17 protein-coding genes, 1 pseudogene and 1 riboswitch are annotated in these 25,370 nt (G+C 44.5%); of the genes and pseudogenes, 7 read left to right on the forward strand and 11 right to left on the reverse strand.

Annotated elements, in window-relative coordinates; all coding sequences use genetic code 11:
* Positions 1–114: 114 nt before the first annotated feature.
* The 7 genes from NLZ44_RS01905 to bchD all read right to left on the reverse strand — a co-directional run bounded on the left by NLZ44_RS01905 (position 115) and on the right by bchD (position 9,124).
* Positions 115–975, reverse strand: coding sequence for a WD40 repeat domain-containing protein (locus NLZ44_RS01905; RefSeq protein WP_493751693.1), 861 nt, complete (start codon positions 973–975; stop codon positions 115–117).
* A 4-nt stretch (positions 976–979) separates the two neighbouring features.
* Positions 980–2,161 carry a serine/threonine protein kinase gene (locus tag NLZ44_RS01910; RefSeq protein ID WP_493751694.1) on the reverse strand — a complete coding sequence of 394 codons (1,182 nt, stop codon included), beginning with the start codon at positions 2,159–2,161 and terminating at the stop codon, positions 980–982.
* 72 nt (positions 2,162–2,233) lie between these two features.
* Complete coding sequence (locus NLZ44_RS01915) at positions 2,234–2,437, reverse strand: hypothetical protein (protein ID WP_493751695.1); 204 nt, start codon at positions 2,435–2,437, stop codon at positions 2,234–2,236.
* 56 nt (positions 2,438–2,493) lie between these two features.
* A complete protein-coding gene (gene cax / locus NLZ44_RS01920) occupies positions 2,494–3,597 on the reverse strand; it encodes a calcium/proton exchanger (RefSeq protein WP_493751696.1) in 1,104 nt (367 codons plus the stop codon).
* A 275-nt stretch (positions 3,598–3,872) separates the two neighbouring features.
* Entirely contained in the window at positions 3,873–5,915 is a 2,043-nt protein-coding gene (gene ligA, locus NLZ44_RS01925) for an NAD-dependent DNA ligase LigA (RefSeq protein ID WP_493751697.1), read from the reverse strand.
* The gene (locus NLZ44_RS01930) at positions 5,912–6,874 is read right to left on the reverse strand and encodes an Npun_R2479 family HD domain-containing metalloprotein (RefSeq protein ID WP_174447142.1); all 963 of its coding nucleotides are present in this window, start codon (positions 6,872–6,874) and stop codon (positions 5,912–5,914) included. The genes ligA and NLZ44_RS01930 overlap by 4 nt, the downstream gene beginning before the upstream one ends.
* Positions 6,875–7,129: 255 nt before the next feature.
* Complete coding sequence (bchD, locus tag NLZ44_RS01935; protein ID WP_008051164.1) at positions 7,130–9,124, reverse strand: magnesium chelatase ATPase subunit D; 1,995 nt, start codon at positions 9,122–9,124, stop codon at positions 7,130–7,132.
* Positions 9,125–9,415: 291 nt separating this feature from the next.
* Positions 9,416–9,577, forward strand: a riboswitch (cyclic di-AMP (ydaO/yuaA leader).
* A 103-nt stretch (positions 9,578–9,680) separates the two neighbouring features.
* Here bchD and NLZ44_RS01940 point away from each other — a divergent pair.
* Both NLZ44_RS01940 and NLZ44_RS01945 read left to right on the forward strand, forming a co-directional pair.
* On the forward strand, positions 9,681–9,965 hold the full coding sequence (locus NLZ44_RS01940; protein ID WP_111893862.1) for a hypothetical protein: 285 nt from the start codon (positions 9,681–9,683) through the stop codon (positions 9,963–9,965).
* 94 nt (positions 9,966–10,059) lie between these two features.
* Positions 10,060–10,542 carry a pentapeptide repeat-containing protein gene (locus NLZ44_RS01945; RefSeq protein ID WP_111893860.1) on the forward strand — a complete coding sequence of 161 codons (483 nt, stop codon included), beginning with the start codon at positions 10,060–10,062 and terminating at the stop codon, positions 10,540–10,542.
* Positions 10,543–10,593: 51 nt separating this feature from the next.
* Here NLZ44_RS01945 and NLZ44_RS01950 read toward each other — a convergent pair whose 3' ends face one another.
* Positions 10,594–12,405, reverse strand: coding sequence for an ABC transporter ATP-binding protein (locus NLZ44_RS01950; RefSeq protein WP_493751698.1), 1,812 nt, complete (start codon positions 12,403–12,405; stop codon positions 10,594–10,596).
* Positions 12,406–12,700: 295 nt separating this feature from the next.
* Here NLZ44_RS01950 and NLZ44_RS01955 point away from each other — a divergent pair, with 295 nt between their 5' ends.
* Positions 12,701–12,841 carry a hypothetical protein gene (locus NLZ44_RS01955; protein WP_006624550.1) on the forward strand — a complete coding sequence of 47 codons (141 nt, stop codon included), beginning with the start codon at positions 12,701–12,703 and terminating at the stop codon, positions 12,839–12,841.
* Positions 12,842–12,956: 115 nt separating this feature from the next.
* Here the strand turns inward: NLZ44_RS01955 and NLZ44_RS01960 are convergent, their stop codons facing one another.
* From NLZ44_RS01960 to NLZ44_RS01970, 3 genes and pseudogenes are all read right to left on the reverse strand, one after another.
* Positions 12,957–13,349, reverse strand: a complete 393-nt coding sequence (locus tag NLZ44_RS01960) for a DUF1622 domain-containing protein (RefSeq protein WP_493751699.1) — start codon at positions 13,347–13,349, stop codon at positions 12,957–12,959.
* 180 nt (positions 13,350–13,529) lie between these two features.
* Entirely contained in the window at positions 13,530–14,354 is an 825-nt protein-coding gene (locus NLZ44_RS01965; protein WP_111894847.1) for an SDR family NAD(P)-dependent oxidoreductase, read from the reverse strand.
* Between the two features lie 703 nt (positions 14,355–15,057).
* Positions 15,058–15,193: pseudogene (locus tag NLZ44_RS01970) on the reverse strand (site-specific integrase); the annotation flags it as partial.
* A 227-nt stretch (positions 15,194–15,420) separates the two neighbouring features.
* Between NLZ44_RS01970 and NLZ44_RS01975 the strand changes: the two are divergent.
* From NLZ44_RS01975 to NLZ44_RS01990, 4 genes are all read left to right on the forward strand, one after another.
* The gene (locus NLZ44_RS01975; protein ID WP_493751700.1) at positions 15,421–16,716 is read left to right on the forward strand and encodes a restriction endonuclease-related protein; all 1,296 of its coding nucleotides are present in this window, start codon (positions 15,421–15,423) and stop codon (positions 16,714–16,716) included.
* 58 nt (positions 16,717–16,774) lie between these two features.
* Positions 16,775–20,281, forward strand: coding sequence for a pPIWI_RE_Z domain-containing protein (locus NLZ44_RS01980; RefSeq protein ID WP_493751701.1), 3,507 nt, complete (start codon positions 16,775–16,777; stop codon positions 20,279–20,281).
* Positions 20,271–23,063: a pPIWI_RE module domain-containing protein gene (locus tag NLZ44_RS01985; RefSeq protein WP_493751702.1), complete on the forward strand. Its 2,793-nt coding sequence runs from the start codon at positions 20,271–20,273 to the stop codon at positions 23,061–23,063. Before NLZ44_RS01980 ends, NLZ44_RS01985 begins: the two co-directional genes overlap by 11 nt.
* 251 nt (positions 23,064–23,314) lie before the next feature.
* On the forward strand, positions 23,315–24,772 hold the full coding sequence (locus tag NLZ44_RS01990; RefSeq protein WP_493751703.1) for a site-specific integrase: 1,458 nt from the start codon (positions 23,315–23,317) through the stop codon (positions 24,770–24,772).
* Positions 24,773–25,370 lie beyond the last annotated feature (598 nt).

Below are 25,370 nucleotides of genomic sequence, written 5' to 3' on the forward strand. Positions count from 1 at the left end.
AAAGCTAAGAGTTTCCCGGAGGGAGGAGTAGGGGCGGGTTGAGGCGATTAGTTTCCCAATACGGTGCAAGCTACCGCCCACCCCCCATATAACTGCTTTTCCTCCCCTCTGGGTCTACAGCTTTAGCTGCCAGATTTTAATGGTTTTATCCTCACTACCACTGGTGAGGATTTTGCCATCTGGGGTGAGGGCTAGGGCTGTGATCAGGTCTCCATGACCCCAAAGGGTAGTGATTATTTCCCCGGTGTTGAGATCCCATAAAATAATGCGATCGCCTCCAGCAATTAAAGTTTGGCCGTCTGGGGTAATCACTAGGGATTTCACCGGGCCTCTGTGTCCCTCAAAAACCCGCAGTTGTTCCCCTGTGTTAGCATTCCACAAGCGCACGGTTCCATCATCACTAGCGCTGGCGATGGTTTCACCGTCGGGGCTATAGGCGATCGCATTAATACTATCTCCATGGCCAGTAATTGTCAGTCGGCGACTACTATCACTGACATTCCATAATCTGATACTGGCATCTGCACTAGCACTAGCGAGAACATTCCCCTGGGGATTGAAAGCCAAAGCATTAACCGGGAGGTCATGGGCGGGAATAGTTGAGAAACGCATCCCATTGGCATCCCACAGAATAATAGTCCTGTCTTCGCTACCACTAGCTAAAATTTGACCGTCGGGACTAAAAACTAAAGCATGGACACTTCCTGTATGTCCTTCAATAGTACGTTGACGCGATTCCCACCACATACGGATAGTTTTATCATTACTACCACTGGCCATAATCTCTCCATTGGGGGAGAATGCTACCGCCCTTACCCAACTCGAATGGGCGGCAAGGGGATTAACAACCTCTCCAGAATGGATACCCCAGCGTCGAATTGTGCCAAAAGTTCCCGCAGCCAAGGTTTCACCGTCAGGGGCGATCGCCAAAGCATAAACCTGCCCTAAAGCCTCCTTATATCCCAGTAACCACATACGATTAGAGCCACCCTCTAATCACCAACAGAGGGTTAGCCGGAATTAAGCCATAGCGCCGATAACCGTCTATCTGGGTATAAATCAACCCCCCCATAGTCACAATCACACTCAGAATACCAATAGCCTTGAAGGGAATCTTAATTTTCAGTTCACTGAGGCGGATTTTTGACAAAGGATTAATTTTCGGCTGTTCTTTCTTTTTACCTTTGCTATCTGATTTGGGATCTTCTCTTTCATCACTATCGCGGGGTGGCGGATTAAGTTCCACTTCCGCTAAACACTGGAGAACTATCCCAGGGTTCTGAGGGCGATTTCCCGGAAATGGTGCCATCAGATAATCAAGAACATCAGCCAATTGTTTCGGGATATTTGGCGCACCCTTACGCCACAAAAGTTTCCCAGTGCGAGGATTTTCTGGGTAAGCCGTGGGAGGTTTTCCCGTCAATAGATAAACAAAAGTCCGACCCAGGGCAAAAAAGTCCGACTGAGGTACTGCTTTACCATTGGTTTGTTCTGGTGGCGTATAACCAGGAGAGACAATTCCTGTGGCGTGTTTCTTATCATTATCCTGTTCGCCGGGGCCATCTGAGCTAAACCCCATAATGGTCTCGGTCACTTCCCGCGCTGTACCAAAATCAATTAACACCAGTTGACCATCAGGCTTTCGCATGATGTTTTGAGGTTTAATATCTCGGTGAAAATACTGTAAACTGTGGACGCGATCGAGAATCTCAACCAGTTGTTTTAGCCAATCCATGGCTAATTCTGGGCTGATGGGTTCTTTTTTCCGCTCCTTCATCCACTCCTGAAGGTTTAACCCTTCGATTTTCTCCATGACTAAACAATGCAGCGGCGACTCATCTTTCGGCATAAAGGTAAAGTAGCCATCTTTATCTACTTTAGGAATGCCGGGATGACTCAGTTCACTCAAAACTTTCGCCTCTTGTTTAAACAGAGCGATCGCCTTGGGATGTTCTTTGAGGAGAACTTTTAAAACTTTGCGAGTCTTATCTTTTTGGTCGAGAATCTCAAAAGTTTGACCAAATCCTCCCCCACCCATCTTTTTGAGAACACGATAACGACTCTGTATCAACAGATCAGAGCCACACTGAGCGCAAATGCGTCGTTTGGCATTTGACTCATCATCGGGTTTAGGGCAGTTGGGATTGAGGCAATAACTCACGGAAACACCTTAACACTTGGAAGCCCTGCCTGTTCAAAGCAGGGATGAAAAGCGAAGATCGGCTTTAGCCACCTACCGTCCAAATCCATATACATATCTATCCTTTTTGGCAATCGCTTGGGAATAGGTGCTTAGACATTGAAAGGACACAGTAGCAAACTGGAAAGCATAAGCCTCGATCGCGACTTTCAGGAAGGCGGCCATATAAGGACTGCTACTATAACTGCTACTATATATGATAATATTAGCCGATACTGTTGCAACCCAGTATAACATTTTGGATCGAGGATACTAATAAGCTATCAAAATGTGACTTGCTGCTTGGGGGTGGGTTACATGACGGGATGAAAGAAAAAGGCTATTCCTAAAACCATATATGCAGCCAGCAGCAACACCCCTTCCAACCAGTCCGACCGGCCGTCAGAACTTACCGAATTAGCGATCGCCACCGATACAGCCACAGCTATTAACTCAAAGGGGTTAAAGTCTAAATCCATCGGCTGATTTAGCACCAACCCCGCCAGAACTAACACTGGTGCTACAAATAGGGCAATCTGCAAACTGGACCCTACAGCCACCGACACCGACAGATCCATTTTATTTTTCATAGCAACCGTGACAGCCGTGGCGTGTTCAGCCGCATTCCCAATAATCGGAACTAGGATCACCCCGGTAAATAGTGCTGTCAAACCCAGGCTCTCGGTAGCCTCTTCCAGAGTACCTACCAACAGCTCCGACTCAACCGCCACCATAATTGTAGCCACTAAAAGCACCACAATCCATAATTTTAGATTGATTTGATGATGAGGTTCCCCTGATATTTCTTCTCCAGTTCCGGGTTCTACTTCGTTTTCTGCTAATCCCACATCATATAAATAGGAGTGGGTTTTCATGGAAAATAGTAGGGTGAGGATATAAACTATAATCAACACTAGCGCCACCGCACCGGACAGAGTTTGCATGGTGCTTTCTTCTATGCCGCTGGACGTGACATCTACGGCGGTGGGAACTAATATAGCAATTACTGCTAAGGTCATGGCTGAGGCATTCAGACGAGCCACTACTGGGGGAAATTCTTGTTCTTTGAACCTTAATCCTCCCAGAAACATGGCTAAACCCATTACCAGTAATAAGTTGCCAATAATTGACCCGGTAATGCTGGCTTTGACTACCTCTACCAATCCGGCTTTGAGAGCGACAAAACCGATAATTAATTCGGTAGCATTGCCAAATGTGGCATTCATTAACCCTCCTAAATTAGGGCCGAGAACTACTGCTATTTCTTCGGTGGCTGTACCCATCCAAGCCGCCAGGGGAATAATGGCTAGGGCGGCGGTTATAAAGATTATAGTGGCTCCCCAGTGTCCATATTCAGCGACAATGGAAATGGGAATAAAAATGAGCAGCAGGGAGATGATTTGATTGGTTTTGAGCATATATTTCTATGGCGCTTTTAGAGGGATATTTAATCGGATTTACTGGCTAAAAGTAGCAGAAATATAGTTGAGCAAGCCCTGAATACAGCCTGTTCAGAAATCATCTGATCACCTCTCAAAGTCCCTCTCCCTCTCTGGGATCCAGATTTAGGGTGAGGGCAATGTATTAAGCGACTGGTGAACAAGCTGTATGTCACCCGGATTGAGATTTGCAAACTAATACATCAGTTCAATGATGCTGATTTGTGGTTTTAATTTACACCCTAAATAATGGCTTATTTTGCCATCTCTAAAAGCTCTAATTCGGATAACTCTGCGATACCCAGATTTTGAGCTTTTTCTAATTTCGATCCCGGCTTGTCTCCTAATAGTAAATAATCGACTTTTTGGGTAACAGAATTAGTTACTTTTCCCCCAGCTTTCTCAATGATATATTTAGCTTCCTCTCGGGTGAGAGTAGGTAATGTTCCGGTAAGCACAAAGGTTTTTCCGGCGAAAGGTTGCGCTTGGGGAGTAGATTTTGGTGCAGTTGACGGCACACTGGTAAGCTGTAGACCAGCTTGTTGAAGTCGATCGCATAAACTGATATTAGCAGGATTTTGGAACCACTGATAAACAGAAGTAGCAATTTCCGCGCCGATACCATAAACGCCTTCTATTTGTGCGGAAGAAGCCGCCGCCAAACTCTGACAACTCGGGAAATTTTGAGCGAGTAACTCAGCATTAACCTCTCCGACATAGCGAATACCTAGACCATATAATACTCGATGCCAGGGTTGTTTTTTAGAAGCGGCGATCGCCTCCAGAATTTTCTGGGCTGATTTTTGGCCCAGGCGTTCTAAGGCAACCAACTGATCCATATTAAGATGATAAAGGTCAGCGACCGATCGCACCAATTGAGTCTCAACCAATTGCTGAACCAGCTTTTCCCCAATACCATTAATATCTAAAGCCTTTCTTCCGCACCAGTGAAGAATAGAACCGCGCACAATAGCCGGACAAGAGGAATTAATACAGCGGGTGACCGCCTCCGGTGGAGTTTTTACCACAGTTTCCCCACACTCAGGACAATGAGTCGGCATAGTCACCAGTTTAGCGCCAGTTGGTCGCAAATCCGGCAATACTCGCACCACTTCCGGGATAATTTCCCCAGCCTTACGGACAATTACCGTATCGCCAATATGTAGGTCTAATTCAGTCAGGCGGTCTTGATTATGAAGTGTAGCGCGTTTAACAGTTGTTCCAGCTAACTGTATGGGTTCAAGTTCAGCCACCGGAGTCAAGGCTCCAGTACGTCCGACCTGGAAAGTAACTGATATAATCTTAGTGGGCAATTCTTCCGCCGGATATTTAAGGGCGATCGCCCAGCGGGGAAATTTTCTCGTTTCTCCCAACTGTTTTTGGAGACTGAGGGAATTTAGCTTAACCACCACCCCATCAGTCATATAGGGTAATTCTCGGCGCTGAGTTTCCCAAGTATTAAAATACTGCTGAACTTCCAGCAAAGATTGACACAGTTGGCGATTAGGATTGACTTTAAAGCCCATTTTTGGGAGCAACTCCAGACAATCCCAGTGATCATGTAAATTGGGGGAGTCTAGGTGTAAAGTATAGGCGAAAAAATCCAAGTGTCGAGCAGCCACAATGCGGGAGTCAAGTTGTCGCAGGGTTCCGGCGGCCGCATTACGCGGGTTAGCAAATAGTGGCTCTCCGTTTTTTTGTCTTTCCTGGTTAATTTCCGCAAAAATACGGTTGTAGAGGAAAGCCTCCCCCCGAACTTCCACCACAGGCGGCGGGTTATCCAGATGTAATTTTAGGGGAATAGAGCGGATAGTTTTAATATTTTGGGTAATGTCTTCCCCAGTGACTCCATCCCCACGAGTCGCACCCCTAACTAATATGCCATCGTGATAGGTGAGAGCGATCGCCGAACCATCTATTTTGAGTTCACAGATATAGTTATTATCTTCCGCTGCACAGTTACCAAGAAAACGTCGCCATTTTTCATCCCAAGCCTGGAGTTCTGCCATATTAAAGGCATTTTCCAGGCTATAAAGACTGATATTATGGCGTACAGACTCAAACTGAGTAGCGGGTTTTTCTCCGACTCTCTGGGTAGGACTATCAGGAGAGATTAGTTCTGGGTATTGGGTTTCGAGTTCTTGCAGTTCCCGATATAGGCGATCGTAAACCCCATCCTCCATAGTCGGAGCATCCAGAACATAATAGGCATAACTAGCCCGTTGGACAGTTAGCCTCAACTGTTCAAGTTTTTGGGAAATTTCCGGGGTTGGGGTTTTTGGTGTTTGGTCGTTCACAAATTCAAATTAGACATTTCGCTAAATTTGGGTAGGTCTGAACTACCGTTTTTGTCGCCATTGTAGCCATTTTCTTCACCAATGGATGAATTATCTGGCAGATATTTCTCGCTTTCGCTGAGGATACGCCGTTCATTTTCCACCTGGAAAACGTTAGCGTATAGGTTAGCCACAACTTGTTTCCCTTCCTGGGTCAGTTGTAAATATCGCAAGGCGGCGGGAATGTAGGGAAATACACCATTCCAGTAGAATTTGGCGTAATTATTACGGAGGTCGCCGGGGGTTTTGTAACCTAGGACTTTATTAGTCCCGACTTCTTCAAATTCGTAGAATAGGGAACTAATCTTTTTGAGGTAGCGAGGGTCACTGAGTTGACCGATTAAATCAGCCGCGCGCGCGAGTCCTGAGTAATTCTGGCGGTCTTGGTGAGTTTCATCAGCCGGGACGGGAAACCGGGTTAGTTCAATGTTGCGTTTAATTTGTTCCGCATCAATTAGTTTATGACCACCAAAGCGTTCATCTATGACTAATTTACCGCGATCGACATGGTAGGGAGTCAGACTAGCCGAGGTTGCGCCTGAACTTATGGAAACCATACCATCATCAATTCCTGTCGCATATAAACCATTAGCGTCTTGGTCTCGCCGACATACTCCTTTCACATAGCCGATATCATGACATAGGAGTGAAATGGTAAAGTGTAACCAGTCTTCTGGCGTGACTCCCCCCTCTCGAATATGCTTCCCGCGCAGAATTTCTTGTCCTACTAGGGTGACAAGCATAGTATGTTCGACATTGTGGTATAAAGCGTCACAGTTGGCGATATTTTCCAGAGCCATTGTGCCAGCCCAAGCAATTATTTCGGGGTAGTCTGGTTTAAATCCCCCATAGGTACGGCGGTAACCAGCCTGTAGGCGTTGGACGAAGGCATCAATGAGAATGGCAGTAGCATTAAACATACTCATAAATTTCCACTCAAAACACTATTGGTTAATCCTGAGCATTAGGAAGCACAATATTAGTCTAGGGTTGGGACTAACTGTTTTCCGGTATTATAGGCAAATTTTTACCAGGCGGACAGATGACCAATTGACGGAATTTCTGAGACCCTGGAAAACCTCTAGCAACCATGGGTAAAACCTGCCTGGGGATGGCTTTTCCCCAGAATGGGAAATAACAGGTTCCATGGAAAAAACCTATTGGTTATCTATACTTTAACCGATCGCATCACGAATGGCATTTTGAGTCATAGCTGCGATCGCCTGATCCGTGGCTTTGGGTAAATGATAATACTTACCTCCTGCGGTTTTCGCCAATTCTTTGGCAAAACCTGTCGAGACAAATTTATTTTCGGTATCAATTACTAACAATTGAATACCCAAACCACGAATTTTGGCAGCAATTTCCAGCAATTCCCCTTTAATATCCGGTTTTTCACCTTCTAAGATAGGTTCACCGAGCGATCGGGCTAAGGGAATGTTACCTCGGCCGTCCGTAATTGCTACAATTACCACCTGTCCGATATCTCCAGACTGTTTAGCATTCATCCCCACCCGCACCGCTTGAGTTAGTCCGTGAGCCAGGGGAGACCCACCCCCACAGGGCATCCTTTCCAAGCGTCGTTTGGCGGCCGCAATTGACCGAGTAGGCGGTAACAAAACTTCCGCCTGTTCCCCTCGGAAGGGAATTAACGACACCATGTCGCGGCTTTGGTAAGCCTCAGTTAATAGCTGCATTACCGCGCCTTTGGCTGACTGCATCCGGTTTAGGGCCATAGACCCGGAAGCATCCACCACAAACACCACCAAAGCCCCGGACTTTCTGGCTAGGCGCTTAGATCTAATATCCCCCTGTTCTACCACTACCCGACGTTCAGGATATCGTAACCGTCGCGATCGCTGATAGGGTGCTGCCGCCCGTAGGGTAGCATCTACCGCAATGCGTTGTACTTTACCCTTGGGTAGCATGGGTTTAACATACCGACCGCGATCCTCTGAAAAAATCATACTGCGGCTGCCAGTTTTACCCTGTCGGTTTGCCATTTGCGAGAAATACAACACCGTTGGATCTAGCACCACCCCTTCCGGGTCAAACACAAACTCTTCTGGGATGCTATTTTCTTCTTCTTCTGGGGGTTCGGTTTCCGGTTCTTCGTCTTCGTCTTCGTCTTCGTCCTCTGGTTCCGGTTCGTCCTCACCTTGGGGGGGTGGTGGGGGTGGGGGTGGTGGCTGTTGTTGTTCTTCGGGGGGGGTCTGAATTACTGTGGCTCTGGGTACAATAACTAATTCTACCGCCCGCCGCAAGTCATCAGCATTAACGCTATTTCTACCATCTAAAGCCGCCGAAGCCTTAGCTACTCGCACCGCAAACAGTTCCGCCCGGTGTCCGGGAACTACCCCTCTGATGGCTTCTTCTACCAGGTACAGAATTTGCTCTGAGGTGATGGTGACATCTTTTAGCCATTCTCTGGCTAGGAGAATTTGAGTTTTCAGGTTATCTAAGTCTTCTGTATATTGCTGGAGAAATGCCTCGGGAGACTGGGAATAATCGAGGGCTTGGTCTACTGCTTGCACCCGTTGATCTAAACTCAGGACTCCATCAGCAGATAGGGCTATGGCAATGCGATCGAGTAAATGGGTTCGCAGGGGACCTTCTTCCGGGTTATAGGTCGCGATAAATAGGGGTTGGCAGGGATGTTCAAAGCTGATCCCTTCCCTTTCAATGACGTTGCGCCCTTCCGTTAAAACTGTTAGCAGCAGGTTGGCTATATTGTCATCGAGGAGGTTGATTTCGTCAATGTAAAGGACTCCTCGGTTGGCTGTGGCTAATAGGCCGGGTTGAAATACGGTGTCGCCCTGTTTAACGGATTTTTCTACGTCTACTGAACCTATCAGCCTATCTTCTGTTACCCCTAGGGGAACTTGTACAAAGGGCGCGGGGATGATTTCGGTTTCTGGGGTGGGTTCTCCCGCTTCCCAGTTGGGGGGAATGTTGGCGATCGCATCTTTTACTACTTCTAGGGGCGGTAATAAGGCATGAAGGGCTCTGGCCATCACTGATTTAGCGGTTCCCCGCCGTCCAGCAATTACCACACCTCCTAAGCCGGGATCAACTGCGGCCAGCAGCAGGGCAAATTTGATCGCTTCTTGTCCCACCACGGCGGCGAGGGGAAATGTTGTTACAGTTGGGGCGCTAGGGGGCGCAGACATGGTTCTTGTCAGTAGTGGTCAATTGCTAACTGTAGCACTAAAGGGGAAATTTTCCAATTGACATCCTTCCCCACAATCCCCCTGTTGAGTTTTTCTCAATGTAGGGCGATCGGCGATCGCTTCCGAGATCTAGCTACCCTTCCCCCTAAGAATATCATCCGTTGTTTCCCTGTCAAAAAAAAATTTCACAATTTCTTGACGATTTGATATTTGGTAATTTAGAATAGGATTATATAGAAAACAAACAGTCAGCCTAATCCGGCGAAAGTAAAACATTGCCGTTATGTACTTTTCGAGCAGGTGCAGACGCGGTGATGTGGTCGGAGCGGAGGAACCAAATTTTTGGGGCTAATCTCGCAAGGTGTTTCTGTCAACAACCGACAGAGACGATGAGAAGGGCAACTCTCAGCCCTAGCCCGTCAGCTAACTCCGTAGGCATTGAGAGGAGGCTGAGGCGCACACTTTCTAAGAAAATTAGATAGCTTGGCAATTCAGTTTCCTTAGGTTGGTATAGACCTGGTTTGTTATACCCACCCTAGATTCTGAGCGGTTAGTGATGACACCTAAAATACCCCTGTCTTTAATGACGCTGCCTGGACAGGCGACGTACATAGGCTTCCTGCGACTAAAAAGCAGTGACCTAGTGATAATTGCAGCGATCGGCTGCATAACCCTGGTGATTTTGTGGTGCATTGTGAATACATTTATCACCACATTAATGCCAACTCCAGCCCTACCAATGTTTGTAAATGGTAGCCTATCAACCTACCGTTTATTCAAAAACTATCAGGAGGTGATTACCGTAGTTAGTAAATATGTGAACATGACTGTAGCCTATTGAAATCAATAAAAGGGGCTAATAGATTTAACATGAGTTAGCCCCCTATATAATATAGTATGATGTCAAAGTCGGGCTAGTATTGGTCAGGTTTTCGATGAAATTAATAGTTGTTGTTCCCGGTCTTCTGGCTGTAATAGGGTTAGGAATTGAGGCGATCGCCGCCCGACCCCGAGACATCCAACAATTGCTAAATACCAAACAGTGTCAGCAGTGCGATCTCAGTGGAGCCAACCTACAGGAAGCCGAACTAGACGGCGCGGCTCTCATAGGTGCTAATTTGCAAAATAGTGACCTGCGGGGGGCAAAATTAAGAGGTGCGGATCTAAGTTCAGCCAACCTAATTGGCGCAAATTTAGCAGGTGCAGACCTGCGGGATGCCAGGTTACACAGCACCACCCTTAGACAAGCTAACCTTTCTAATAGTGACTTATCCTGGTCAGATATGTATCGCGCCTTTCTGGAAGGTGCTAATTTAGATCAGGCTAATTTGAATAATGCCAACTTAAATAATGCTAGATTAGAGGGGGCGACCTTTTGTGGCGCGATTATGCCAGACGGTTCAGAGGGTCCCTGTTAATAGTGATTAAAGCTCTTGTTAAAGGGGGGGCTAATTTTCGCCCCCTTCTACTCAAATCACGTCCCCAGTTTCTTGGAGTGCGTGTAATCTCCGATAAATTCCCCGGTGATTAAGTAACTCATCATGACTACCGATCTCGACAATTTTACCATGATCTAATACCACAATTTTATCAGCTTCCCGAATGGTACTGAGACGGTGAGCCACAATAATTGTAGTCCGAGTTCCCAGAATATTTTGCATGGCTATTTGAATGGAACGTTCTGATTCATAATCCAAGCTAGAAGTAGCTTCATCAAAAATCAAGATATCAGGATTGACTAACAATGCCCTAGCAATACCTAACCGCTGTTTTTGCCCCCCAGACAGGCGCATTCCTCGTTCTCCCACAGTAGTATAATAACCCTTATCAAGTTGATTAATAAACTCATCGGCTCGGGCAATTTTACAGGCTTCGTTAACTTCATCTAGGGTAGCGTTAGGGTTGCCATAGGTGAGGTTATTTAACAAGGTTCCATTGAAGATATCAACATCTTGATGAACGATAGCTAAACGTCGCCTATAGGCGGTCACATCCAAATCTTGGATATTTTCACCATCGATTAAAATGCGACCCTGTAATGGTTCAAAGTAGCGAAATAATAGCTTGACCAAGGTAGACTTACCGGAACCGGAATGACCCACCAGCGCGACAGTTTGACAGGGTTCTATAAACAGGTTAATATCCTGCAAAACTGGTTTTTCTGGGATATAGCCAAAGGTTAAGTTTTGCAATTCAACTTTACCCTTAAAGTGATAGGATACCTGATGATTTTCCGAGTTTAATTTGATGGCATCTTGTCCCTCTTTCAACTGCATAAACTCATAAAAACGCACCATAGAAGAATAGCGGCGTGCAAAAACTTCCGCCAATAAACTAATGGGAGTTAGTTCAGAATAAGCCATGCTAGAGAGGGTATAAGTAACCACAAAATACCCCAGAGACATTTGCCCTCCAAAGGTAGCAAACAAAGTAAAACCCAATACCATAAATAAACAAAATTGCACCGTTGTATTTTGGTAGGTAGCGAGTTTTACATAGTCTCGGTGAATGCGATGGATAACTACGGTTAACTCTCGGTTTAGGCGAGTGCTTTGTCGTTCAAGTTCCTGATTTTCGGTAGCAAAGGCTTTGACAGTTTTGATGTTAGTGATGATTTCCGAGTTGCGACTTTCGGTGTTTTCTTGATGGCTGTCTAGTCGGGTTTCTAATCTAATGAGATGTCGAAGTTTGACGAGGGTAAAGGACAGAATAAAGACAAAAGACACTAAGAAAAATATGGCTATTTGCCACTTAATGAACAAAATGACTATGAAAATACCGATGACTCGCACGAGTTTCGGGATTAGTTGACCTGCTATTTCTGGGTAAGTCCAGGTATGGTTAGTTATGCCTTTGGTGATGCGGTTAGCAATGCGACCGGGGTTATTTTCTTCGTAAAATTCTAGGGGTAAAGTCAAGATTTTTTGGAGAGCATTCTGATGCTGGTCTCGCCGCGCGGCTAGGGGGATTAACCAGTGAAACCATGAGCCCAACCAAGGCTGAATAGGTGCTTTGATAACGGTGACTAAAAAAATGATACCTAGTAATATGATTAAAGCTGTGTTCTGTTGGTCTGGTAGCCCAGTGGCGGAGGCGATCGCTGTTACTGTTAACTGTATGAAGCCATCTGCACCTTGACCAGACAGGACATTTAAAATCTGTCCGATCGTATATGGTACTAGCAAATCAATTAGTTCAAAAATGCTCGATGCACTAATACTAAGAATTGCTAATAAACGATAATCTCGATAGTATTGACAAATCTCTCGAAAAGTAGTCATAACTGCGGAAATAGTGTTTTTAATGTCCGTGGAAATATCAAAGTCACCATTATAATAGATTTCTGACAATTTGGCAGAGGTCTTGGCAGAGGTCAAAGGGGGGAGGACTAGCTAACTTAACCAGTCTCCCCTAGGTAGGCGATCGGCTGGGGGGCATTGTCAAGGGCAAATTATAGCTAACAAGCATTAGATATTGTATAATTATTGTTTGGGTAAAATCTAGGTAGGTAAAGAGCGACGTTCTCCAACCTGCTTAGTTGGACTCAAACAAAACTTAAAGTAGGAGTAAGTGTATATGCCATCAGACCTAGATCGAGGAATTATGAAGTTTAAGGGAGCAGATAGCCCTACGGTTGTGATTGTTTCTTCACTACTGATTTTGGGTAGTATCGGCCTTCTAATTTGGTGGGCATTACAGACAGCCTACTCTTTTTAAGACTGACAGACTCAAGGGGGGTCAGCTATATGCTTGTCCCCTCTAGGGCGGGCATAATGGCGGATTACTCAGCAATTGACAGGTTTTTTCTGGTGAGATTATCTGTAGTTTTTGATTAAGTTTCGGCGGGAGTGCTAATTTGTTCAACTTCTGGAGTTGCCTTGCTAATTGCCTGAAGTAATAGATAATTTAGGACAGTTCGCACGGCAATAATAGCAGCTAACCGGGCGATATCATCCCAACGGCTAGAAATCATGGTTTTTAAAATAGTGGCTCCAATTAAAAAACTGAGGGCTAGGGAAAATGAATAACCCATGACTAAACGGCCTCGTTGAAATGCTTCTGTAGCCTGACTTTTAAATAAGGCATCTTTCAGAAAAATCACTAAAGCACGGGTCACGCCAATGGCAATTACAAACAGTGCCAACAGTTGACAAAATCCTGTTAAAATTCCATTTAAGGAAACTACAATGCCTGAAAGTTCAGTGGCTAGACCGTTTAACATCATGTTGATGATTGCTCAAATGAGAATGAACAGTCAATAATTCTAGCAAAGAAGATGCTGTGACTGTCAGAATTATGATCAGTATGGGATAGGGGGGGTTTAGTAATATGATTTGTCAGAAATCGAATTAACTGCGGAACCCGCCCCTACCAGATGATTAATTATCCATTGTGCAATGAGAGGTTAGCGGGAAGCAGCACCTACTCGCCGCCAAGCTGTGGGAGACTCGGGATAATTCCGAGAAAGGGGAGATGCCATTTTTAAGACTTTGTTCATTACCGAGGGGGCAATGCGACGACACCAAACGGCTAGGTGACTTTGCCACCCTACCAGAATTTCTGGGGAGTCTTTCCGCAGTCCGATAATTAACACTTGGGCAACCTGTTGGGGGGTCATGGGAGTGACCCAGCGAAATAGTTGCAGGCGACGGGTCATGTCTGTATCGGTGAGGGTGGGAAGTAAAGCCATAACTTTGATATTGTGTTGGGCTAATTCAGACCTTAGTGCCTCGGTAAAGCCTAGGATGGCGAATTTAGTGGCTGAGTATGTGGACATGGTGGGGGCGGCGATTTTGCCCATGAGACTGGATACATTGACGATGGTTCCTTGGTTTCGGGTGGCCATACGTCGGGCGATCGCACGGGTGACTGTGTAAAGTCCCATCAGGTTTAGGGATAGTTCTTCTTGGACTTGGGGTAATTTAGATTTCAAGAAGGGGGTTTGATGGGCGACCCCGGCGCAGTTCACTAATAAATCAATGGGGCCGTGAGTTCGCCATGCTTGGGCTAAGGCGATATTAACTTCTGTGGGTTGTGTGAGATCTAGGGCGAGGGTGATCACTTCTACTTCCATGTCGCTGAGTTCTGCTGCCAATTCTGCTAATTTTTGGCGATCGCGGGCGACTAATAACAGACGACCCACGCCATTGCGGGCTAACTCTAGGGCGATCGCTCGTCCGATACCACGGGAAGCCCCTGTAATTAGGGCTGTAATACCTTGGATATTCATAAAAATCTCCTGTCTGTGGTGAAATACCGCCAGGACACTAGGACTCCACTACAGTGGCGGCTAAATCAATTGATTGGACTAAATTCTGTTCAACCCAGGCGGACGCTAAAATTGTGAAGAACAACAAAATCCCTCTGGGTTAGTTCTGGTTTCTGGAGCGGAAAGTTTGCTGATTGATGGTCCATACTCAGTTTGCTGATGATGATATGAACGAATCGAGGCTTCAACTCAGTTGCTGACTGAGGATACATCACAGGTTACGGTAGCGTACAACATAGCTTACAGTTCTCCTTTGTACTATTGTTCGCTCTATGCACACTTTAGCAACAAAATCAAGTTTGTGCAACATTTTTTAATAAAAAACACTTTAACATTTCTTTACAATCTGGTAAATCCATGACTGTAGGGAGTTTTAGAGTAATTGTCAGTGAGCGATCGCCGATGGTAATAGAGGATCTGAGTAATGGGAGTAAAAAGTAGCGATCGCCTCCAAACACTGATGAGATAAGTAACTAAGGGTCAATAATCGACAGAGCAAGGCGCGAGGTATTATGAGAAAAAAGTGGCGCGCCAAAACCAAAAACCCACAACCGTTACAGGTTGCAGGTTTTAGGATAGTGGGGGCGGTGGACTTGAACCCACGATAACAGCTATAACCCTTATTCTACCGTCACTTTAATGCACTCACCTAGATGATTCTTAGTCTTTGATGCCGTGTTAGGATGCCTAACTCTGTGGCGAGGTTACGGCGTTTTTTTGTATTTAGTGTCGTCAATGGTTACTGAGTGCCCAAATGAACGCGCCCTAATTTCCTGCGCTATCCCATTCACCTCCTCCAATGGTAAGTACCCCCGGTATATGCGATCGCCATGGAAAATCCTTAATCTACCCATGATTTCACTATTGTAGATGTTGCTTTCAGAGGTGCATCACTCCACGTCAATTGTTAAAAAATGGAAACATAGGAAACATCAAGGAAACATTGCAACATTTTATTGACATTCTCAACTCGTTAATATCAGAATGGGTCAAAATGTAAAAAACTAGAACCCCAAGACCAGGACCCATGAAAGTCACCAAACATCGAGACCGAATATTAGAAGCCTTGAGAGAGTGCTTTCGCCTCCACAAACAAAGCCCAACTTTGGAGGAATTATGTATTGAACTCAACATGAAACCTCAGCAAAAAGCGACACTTCAAAAGTGGTTGCAAACAATGCGCGGAATTGATGTCGAATGGGAGGATAATATGGCTCGCAGCCTTCGCCTACTTCGAGAAGAACCGCCAGAACCCCAACGAAAAATTGATGTTAATAAAACCCTTCATTATTTGGCAACGGGGTTAGTTGAATGGGAAAAATTATCACCTCAAAAACGCTCCGGTATACCACCATCTTTGAGGTTGGGAATGTCACGAATGTATTTAACGTCTCTACTCCAAGGAGACGAAGAAGCCCCCGCCAACCTTCCCGAATTATTGGAATGGGCAGAAAAGCCAGTAATAGAATGGTCTCCTGCTTCGGAAATCAAAAATCTTTCGGGCGATGCCACATTAATAGAAGATGGGTTGGTTTCTGATTTTACCTTTCAATGGTTTGTAGAAGGGCGCGATACAGAAAGACAGGTAGAAGAAAAAGTTCTTCAAGATGTGTTGCAATACTGCCGAGAACATCAATTAGAAAACGAATATCGAACGTTTCGCAAGTTGGTAATTACTCATCCAGTAATGCCTTATTCTGATTATCGCAGTTTGTTGTCTTCATCTACACTGAGACCTTTACGAGAGTATTTACAGAAAACTTACGTTGATTTAGTTGATTTGGTCGAAGATGAAACCTATCATTTTTGTCCCCGCTGTAAGTATGTACAACGTCGCCGTTCGGACGGAACTTATACCTGTCGAAACCTTTGGTGTTCTCAACTTTCAGCCCAGCTAAATTTACTGCCTTTACCCGCCAAAACCAAAGAGGAAGTTAAAAACTGGAAAGCCGTTAATCCCGGCGTTCATCAGTACGGAACTCTCCCCGGAATTTGGGAACTAAATTTAGCAGAAGAATTCTCTAAACTCGGGGTTCGCGTTACGCTTTGGCCGGAAATTGACGAGTTTGATTTGTTGGTAGAATTTAGTAGAAAAAAATGGGCGATCGATTTCAAAGATTGGTCATATTTAGATGAGGAACGTTTGAAGAAAGTTGAATGCCGTTTTGATATGAGTGCAACTTTTGTGGTCTTTCCCGATGAACGAGAAGATGCCCTAAGAATTCGAGTGATGCGTCAGCAACTTGAACCCGAATTGGGAGGGTTACACCTCAAATTAATGAGTGAAATTTTGACCGAATCCCGAGCAATTGTGCAAGGTTAATCTGTAGATTAACCTCCGGTAAAACAACGCAAATCCCGACAAAAAAAGGAAGAAAATCATGCGTGATATTTTGAGTTGGAGTCAAAACCTCCGTCAATCTTTGCGCGAATCTGAAGACTTGAAAAATTACGTCTTTAACAGTTTAGAAAATGCCAATCAGAAGACAATAAACAAAGAGGTTTCGCGTCTGGCTCTACTGATTACAGAAGTAGAATTAGGGTTAACGTTGCTTCGAGAAATTGATTCAGAAAATCCGGCAAAATCCGTATCCGCTTTACTGTTAGGATACCGTTTTCCTATCCCATCACTTCAAGATAACGAAAAATGGGTGATTGTTCAAAAAGCCCGTTTTTACCTCGTTCGCCGCAAAGGTAGACAGTGGAACCCATCCCTATCACTTTACATCAATATTCCCGAAACTCTCCGCATTTTTCGCTTAACAAAGACCGAGGAAATTCCTCAACTCATCCCCTCCAGTATCTGCCCCCGTCGCCTTCAATTATACCGTCAAACTTTATCACAAACGCCCACACACAAACCCCAAAAAATTAAACTCGCTACTGCTGGAAACTGGTACGCAAACATTTCTCACCAAGGTCATACCGTCGAAATTCCTATCTCTATTCCCCAAGAAGTTTCCAATCTGGCTCCCGCGCCTCAAGTCTCCTTTCTCAGCCTTCGTACTGCGGAAAATCCCCCCCAAACTGTTTCTTTAGAAAGCTTATTAGAAGCGGCTCAAGAAATGGATGAGCAACTCAAAAATAAAGGAGAATCTCCCGAAAATTATCATGCTCGTTTATCGGGGATTGCTTGGCGGCTGTACGATGAAAATTTAGATGACTTTCAACCGGGAAATAAAATACAAATCAATCAATTTGTTCACGCCGTCGGTTTGCTCAATGTTGGTAAATCTACTTTGCTGGAAGTCCTGATTTATTACTTAGCAAAACGGGGTTATCGCTGTGCTTTGCTGGTGAATGATGTGGTCACACAAGTTCGTCTCGCTTCCCTATTTACGCACCAATTAGACATTCCATCCGCGCCAATTTTAGGACGCGATCGCACCGAACATTTAAACAAAGTTTATGAATCCCTTTTTGCCAACAAAGGGGAAGATATAACTCGGGGCGGTACCCATCCGGCTTGGCGTTGGTTTAGTTTTGTTTGTCCGCTTCTAGGACTGGTACAAGCCGAGGAAAAATGGGAATTCGGACAGGAACCCTGCCACGATCTTTATCAAAAAATACCCGTTTCTAATCAGCCAGAAGCAGAGGAATATCTGGAGGAAGAAGAAGACGAAGATCGGTATACTTGTCCCCTCTATTATAAATGTCCGCGCCATCAATTAGAACAAGATATCGCTGTAGCCAAAGTCTGGATTTTAACACCCGCCAGCTTGATACACACCCGGGTTCCCCGTCAGATTTTCCCGCACAAACTCACCTTTGCAGAAGCCGTTTATCGGGAGTGTCATTTTCTGTTTGTTGATGAAGCAGACCGGGTACAGGTGCAGTTTGATAACGCTTTTTCTCCGAGTCAAATTTTAGTGGATTCCTCCGGCAATTCCTTTTTAAATAAACTCGGGCTGAACTTTGCAAATGCTATTTATAATTCCGACCGCAATAGTATGTCAAGGGAAATGTTGGCAGCCGGAAAACGAGCGCAAGATTACGCCCAAATTGCCACAGATATCATCCTCCCACGCCTTCACAATCAACCCAAATTAGTGGAGTGGTTGGGTACAACTCCCTTTACCGGGCGATCGCTATTTTCTCATCTTGTCCGCGATTTATTAGATTTACATTCCGAAGAAAAAAACCCTCAACCTCCACCCAAAAAACTCACCCGCGCCCAACGTTCCAAAGCGCGAACTCAACAAATTGTTCAAGGTTTACCCACAGAAACCGAACGCGAACACCGCAAACGATTGATGCAAACTTTTGAGGGATTTCTCCAACATCCTCTCGACCGCCGCCGAGGGGGAGAACTCTCCGATATTGCACTCACAATTTTAACGGTTGATAGCGAGAAAGAAGCCCTGGCGGAAGTGAATGAATGGCTGAAAACATGGTTAAAATTGACGGGATTTTCTGTAAAAGATGAAGACAAAATAGAAGACTTTACCCGCAATCTTCACTTTGCTATTCTAATTACAATTCTCAATGATCGCCTGGGCTTTATGGTCGATCATCTCAACACCTTAATGCGAATGAGAATTGTCGATTTACACGATGTGAACCAAACCCTAGTTTATCGACCTCCCCGCGATTTTCTTCCGGTCGTTTTATCTTCTCCTGTGGGTAATATTCTCGGCTTTCAATACAAACGCGATCGCAAAAAAGGGGGTACACTCGAATATTTCCGTTATGTGGGAGTGGGTCGTTTTTTACTGTTAAATTTTCCGACTCTTTTTGCGGTTGATGATTGGGATGGACCGCACATGGTTTTAATTTCCGGTACCAGTTACGCGCCAGGAAGTCCGGCTTATCATATTCACAAACCCCCAACTTTATTGTTAGAACCCGCTTCTAATAATAGTAAAGCTGGAGATACCGGAATTTGCGAAAGTGAATTTTTCTTCCGTCCTCAACAGCGCAGCAATGGCGATTATATTGCTTTATCGGGACTTCCCCCCGCAGCCCGAGAAAAAGCGGTTGATGATTTGGTAAAGGCGATTTCTAGCCGACCCGGACAAGGTTTGAGTTTCCTAGATTTTCTATTTCAAACACTCAAAGAAAAACAACAAATAGACCACTTAAACTGGGGGGATAGAGAACGTTTGCTTCTGATTACGAATAGCTACGAGGAAGCCGAATTGGTCGAATCTATCCTTAAACCGCTTTATCATACTGAAGATATTGATGGCATTAAAACCCTGCGCCGCGACAACGCGCCAGACAATTTAAGCGGAATTCGTCGGGGTCAAATCCGAGATTTAAAAGACCTGCAAACCCAAATTGTTATTGCACCTTTAATGGCACTGGAAAGGGGTCACAATATACTCAACGAACAGCGAAAAGCGGCTTTTGGGGCGGCGGTTTTCTTAAGTCGGCCGATGCCTGTTCCTGACGATTGGCAAAACACGGTTGTACAACTCAATAATTGGGCGTTAGAAAAACCGGAAGATTTCAGTTTGTACGAACCCATATTAAAGCGAGGCGAGGCTTTAACGCTGGCGAATATTGAGAACGAATTTTCTAAATATGCGATCGCAAAAATGCTACAACTCAACTGTCGTGCTATGTCGTTTAAACAATTAAATTCGGAAGAAAGAAGGGTTTTATGTTGGACTCAAGTGGTCAGTATCTGGCAAATTGTCGGGCGTTTAGTCCGGGGAGGTGTTCCTTGTATTGTTCATTTTCTTGATAGTAAATTTGCGCCGAATTCTGTCGAAGGTAAACTCGATACGGAAACTTCATCTCTGTTGGTTGGGATTCTCAAGGAATTACAAAATGCGATTGAGAATGAAACTCAACACCCCTATGAAATCACCTTAGCATCTTCGCTGTATGGCGCTTTCTTTAACGCACTAAAAAACACAAAGGAGTTAAATCATGGCTTATAATTTTATTCTTCCCGGAGCGTGGGAACTCACCAAAGATATCGAGTACAATCTTTTTCAAATTAATGTTCCGACTCCCTGGCAACAGGTGGCTAATTCTCTGGCTAAAAGGCGAGGCAAATTGCAGGGGAAGCGTTATTCTTATGTTCCGGTTTACGCTTTAGATTCGATTTTGGGTGTAACTTTTCCTCAAATTATTAAAACGGCTCGTTTCGGTTGGCAACCTCCGGGAAATGCCTGGATTTTTGCCACCGAAAAAACCGACAGTTTAACCGAACTCGCTTGCTTTATTAAGGATTGGTTGCGAGAAGAATTTGCTTGGTGTTTGGGAGAAGAAGAATTAGAACCTATTTTAGAGAACCTTAAAGATGATCTTTGGCATTGGAACGAAAAACCGACAGCCTATTCCCTTTTAAAACCTCCCGAAAATCAGAATGATGAAATTCGATTTCAAGCCGTCCCCGACTACATAGCCCAGCGATTTATCAACATCAATCCTAACGTTTGCTTTGGTAATAATAATCAGTACAAACTGACATTTTACCCGGTGGTCAGCCTCAACCAAGGTTCTGAATTGATGTCTTGGCCCCCTTCTGAAATCCCGTTAATTAACAGAAATAAACGGATTGGAAGCACCAAAATTTCATTTACAGTTCGGTTTAAACTGCAAACGGTTCCCTGGCGAGAATTACCCCTAATTTATCATAAATTATCTGTAAGACGCTGGATAGTTCAACCCTTAGAACGTTTACCTTATCGGGGTGCAACAGCTTATATTGGTGATAGTCGCCGTTGGTTAGATGGGGCAGATCAACCCTTTTGTTTTATGCCGCTAACAATGAAAAAACAGGGACAACAGGTAACGTGGCCCAGACCGATCCGCGAGTTATTATCTCTGAATGATTCTCCCCTCGTTGACCCCAATATTTTATTATCCAATCCCAATTATAATTGGTCAGAATTTGGTCAACCCCCGGAAGATTTACAAGCAGCGATCGCCTATGACTCCCGACATTTGGGTGAACCGCCCTGTTTTCCGGGTGTTAGTCCATTAGATTTAGCCAGTTTAGATAAAGCAATTTGCGATCGCATTCAGGAAGGTTTACCACTATCTCGGGTGGGTGAAGGTGTAAAAATATCAGGTTCATCTCAAGATTTTTGGCCCTATCAAAAAACCAAAAAAGGTGAGCAAAAAAAGGATGAATCTACCCCAATGCTGCGCCCTTCAATTGTAGCGCCTGCGGTATTTAGTCAAGCAGAAAACCCTTTGCAGACTCTTTTGATTGTCTGGGAAACCGAACGATGTAAGAATGCACTAATTGATGAAATTTGCTTGGTTCTTTCGGTTCAACCTCAAGGTGAAATCGAGACTTATACAACTCCCAACGGTGGAGAAGGAACACGGCAAATTTATCAAGGAAATTGGGGTTCAATTTGCATCAAAACTCAGCACGTTGAAGACCTGACTCAAAACTTCAATATTTCTGCGTCTACCCCGCCCAGAGAACGCCTAAGACTGCGCCAACAATTCTTAGATGAACGCATATCACAAATTAAGTCTGCATTGCCTTCAACAGAAACAATCGGCGGCTCTATAATTGAGATAAAACCTAAACCTTGGATTCCAGAAGCTGACCCCAAACTAGCTTGGCGTATTGGGGCGATGCAAGCCGGATATGTTAATCAACATCTTCATAAGATTACAGCAATCAATCAAAAAACAGGCGAAGAATATTTGATAAAAGATGGAAAACAACGAATAAAACGGGCGGTTTCCGACTTGTTTCGACAGTTTGGTATTCTTCCAAAACCGTTGATTAAACCGGAAATTGATCGAATTAATGAAAATCTGTGGTTAACCTGTTTTTATGTCTTGCGTCGGACTCGAAAAACAACAGCAACCAACAAATCCTCTACAGTGGTTTTGATGATACGGGTTAACCCGCTAACGGGTAAAGTTGAACTCACCACGCCTTCACTCTTTCAGTCAAAGACATTCGACAAAAAATCGCCTTGGGTTTCTTATCCCGTCGGACTTGATTATCTATTAACCGAAAAATGGGACCCCAATTCTAGCTTTGAAGAAACCCCAATGGTAACTGAAAACACACAAGATTCAACTGAAAATAACCTGGAACAACAGGCGATCAATCAATTTTTAACGGACTGTTTAAAAGATTGCTTAAATACTCGAATTCAAAAAGACTTATCTCCCCGGGTTCTATTAATGCTGGAAGCCCAAAACTCTCGCCGACTAATACCCTGGCTAAAAAATCCGAATTTACCCAGTAATGATTTACCCCAGGAGTTCAAACTGAATATAATATCAGAAGCCGATACCAAACGTTTGTGGGTGGTACGTTTGCGAGTTGCAAATAATGATGAAGTTCCGGTTGCTATTGTTAAAAATTATCCGGGTAGTCGCGTTAGTGTTGGGGGCGTTTTTCTGTGGAAAAATCTCTGTGATGATGATCAAAAACTCTATTTAAGTATTAGAAAGCCCTTGCATACCGAACAAAATACTTTAAAAAGAGATGAATCACGCCTTGATGATGGAAAGAAACAGCCGGGAAACCCCCCTTTGCTGGAAATAGCGGTTGTTTATCATCCCGAAATAGAAAGCGATAAACTGGCTAATTTTGTTCACAATTTAAGAAATCGCTGGCCTTATTTTGTCAATCAAGTTTCTCTCCCCTTTCCCTTCCCTTTGGCGACGAAAGCTAAAGAGTATGCTGTTAGTGCCAAAGATATGATAGAATCTGAAGAAGAACCTGATGAATTGTAGTTAAAAAAATCTAGGTCGGTGGCGAATCTTCGGATTATGATTCCCATTGACCCCCTAAAGGTGCGTCAGTTGTTAATTTTGGGATTATGATTCCCATTGAAGGCATCTGACGCACCCTACGGCAAAAGGTGCATTAGGTCAGTTAATAGTGGGCAGAGTCGGACTCGAACCGGACATATAGCCTATAACCCCTATTCTACCGTCACTTAGGTATTACTCAAAACCACAACAGAGTAATAAGTGAGTAAAAAATGAGTAATGCTGCTAACACCCCTACAGTGGGGGGAAGGGGCAATTATGATGAGAGTTACGATAGATTTCTGAAAGCCTATCAAGACTTTAAGGGAGAATGCCCCAAGGGAGTGACTCTCAAGCTACAGAAGTCCGGGACCAGGTACAATCTACTATTGCAGTTTAAACAACCGCCTACCGGGAAACGGCTACCCAAGACAGCCAATCTTGAGTGTACACCCCAAGGGGTGATAGACGGGGTTAAGAAAGCTAAGTTAGTGGTAGAAGCTCTGGGAACTATCAGTAGCGCTAGTGAATTTTGGGACTGGTATGATGCAACTATCCTAGGAAAGAATCAGATTGAGGATAACCTGATAACCTACCGGGAGATATTCCAGCAACTAGAAGATGAGTATTTTGCCGGGTACAATCGCAACACGGGACGGAAGCGCTCTCGCGATATCGTTAGTGACCTATCGTCATATCACCAAAGCAAAGGATTGTATCTTGACCAGTTCCCTAATTGGGATGATTACCCTAACTGGGAGAGTTTCAAGGCTATGCTGTACACTCCCTTACAGAATGGAGAGGAATTGATAGGGTCCAAAACATTCAAGGAACGTTATTACGTCTTAAAAGCTATCGCCAAAAAATCCCCCAATAAGGACCACCTACTAAAACAACTAGAGCCTATTAATCCCAAACAAACACGATTTACAGTTAAACAGCGAATAGGCATTGATGCCTTCAAAGGTTGGTGGTATAGCGCCAAACAGGAAGCCTACACCATTAAAAACCATACGGTAAGTAAAGCGCGTCATGCCTGGCTGTGGGTTACTGGTATGGCAGTAATGTATGGGTTAAGACCTACTGAGATAGCAGCCGCTATTAATTTAACCAAACCCTACACAACAGAAGATGGCTACACCATCAAAGCACTATCAGACCCCGATAATCAAGATAATTATCTAGTCTTGGGTGATTATGCCTACTTTACTGACGGAGAAGGTCGGAAAGTAAGTATTAAGACTGGGGGACGGGTTATAGCACCAATTCCTAGCCCCGAGATGTTTAATTTCCTGGAATTAAAGCGACCACTACTACCAGAACATAATCCTAAGAAAGGTAGTCAGCCCAAAACTATAACAGGGGGTTTTAATATAACCTTTAGTAAACGAATTGAAGCTATGGGATGTCCGGTAACTCAGAAATATGCTTTCCGTAGGCTGTATAATCTGTTAGGTGAGAAATATGGAGTCCCCATAGAATTGCGCGCCAGAATGATGGGGCATAGCACAATCGTTAATGAGAGTAAATACAAAACGGAAGGGATTGACGCTACTCTAGAAGTCTTAAAAGGAGTGGCTAAATTACCTGTACCGTTAAACGTAGCGCTAGAAAGGTTAACTACTCTGGGGGTTGATACTGATAGTCCTGAGGCTAAATTGTTTCTCAGAGTAATTTATCAGATAGATTAATCTACTCGTTACAATCTCATAAGTTAACACCCCTAGATTAAACTCCTAGGGGTTATTTTATGGCTACAAATTGATAGATCCTGTTGTGGTTTTGAGTAATACCTAAGTGACGGTAGAATAGGGGTTATAGGCTATGTATACGGTTCGAGTCCGACTCTGCCCACTAAACTTAAACCCCTACCCTAACTGCGATTATCGGGATTTACTCAACCCGATAACTACACCCAATTACTCAAATATTACTCATAACCCATTCCTAGCACAGGAAAATAATTCTGTCAACGGATGATTACTCAGTCAACAAGCATAACTTAACTAATCTGTCAAATAGGCACATCACTCCCCCCAACCAAACACGCGATAGGTTAACTCCCTTGTGATACCCGTCAATGGCAAGCCTATCGGTTCCTAACGTCACCATTGACTGCTATCACATCGGTCGTTTCCCCTAAGATGTCTGTTCCGGTTGGGGGAGGGTATGTTTCGCAAAATCTGGGTTGGTACCCTCCTACCGTTTGAAAAGTAGGAGGCAAAATCTAAATCATCTCCTACCGGAACCAACCCGATATCCCTAAACATCTTTACTACTGGCGGAGAC

This window comes from Arthrospira sp. PCC 9901, assembly GCF_059013425.1.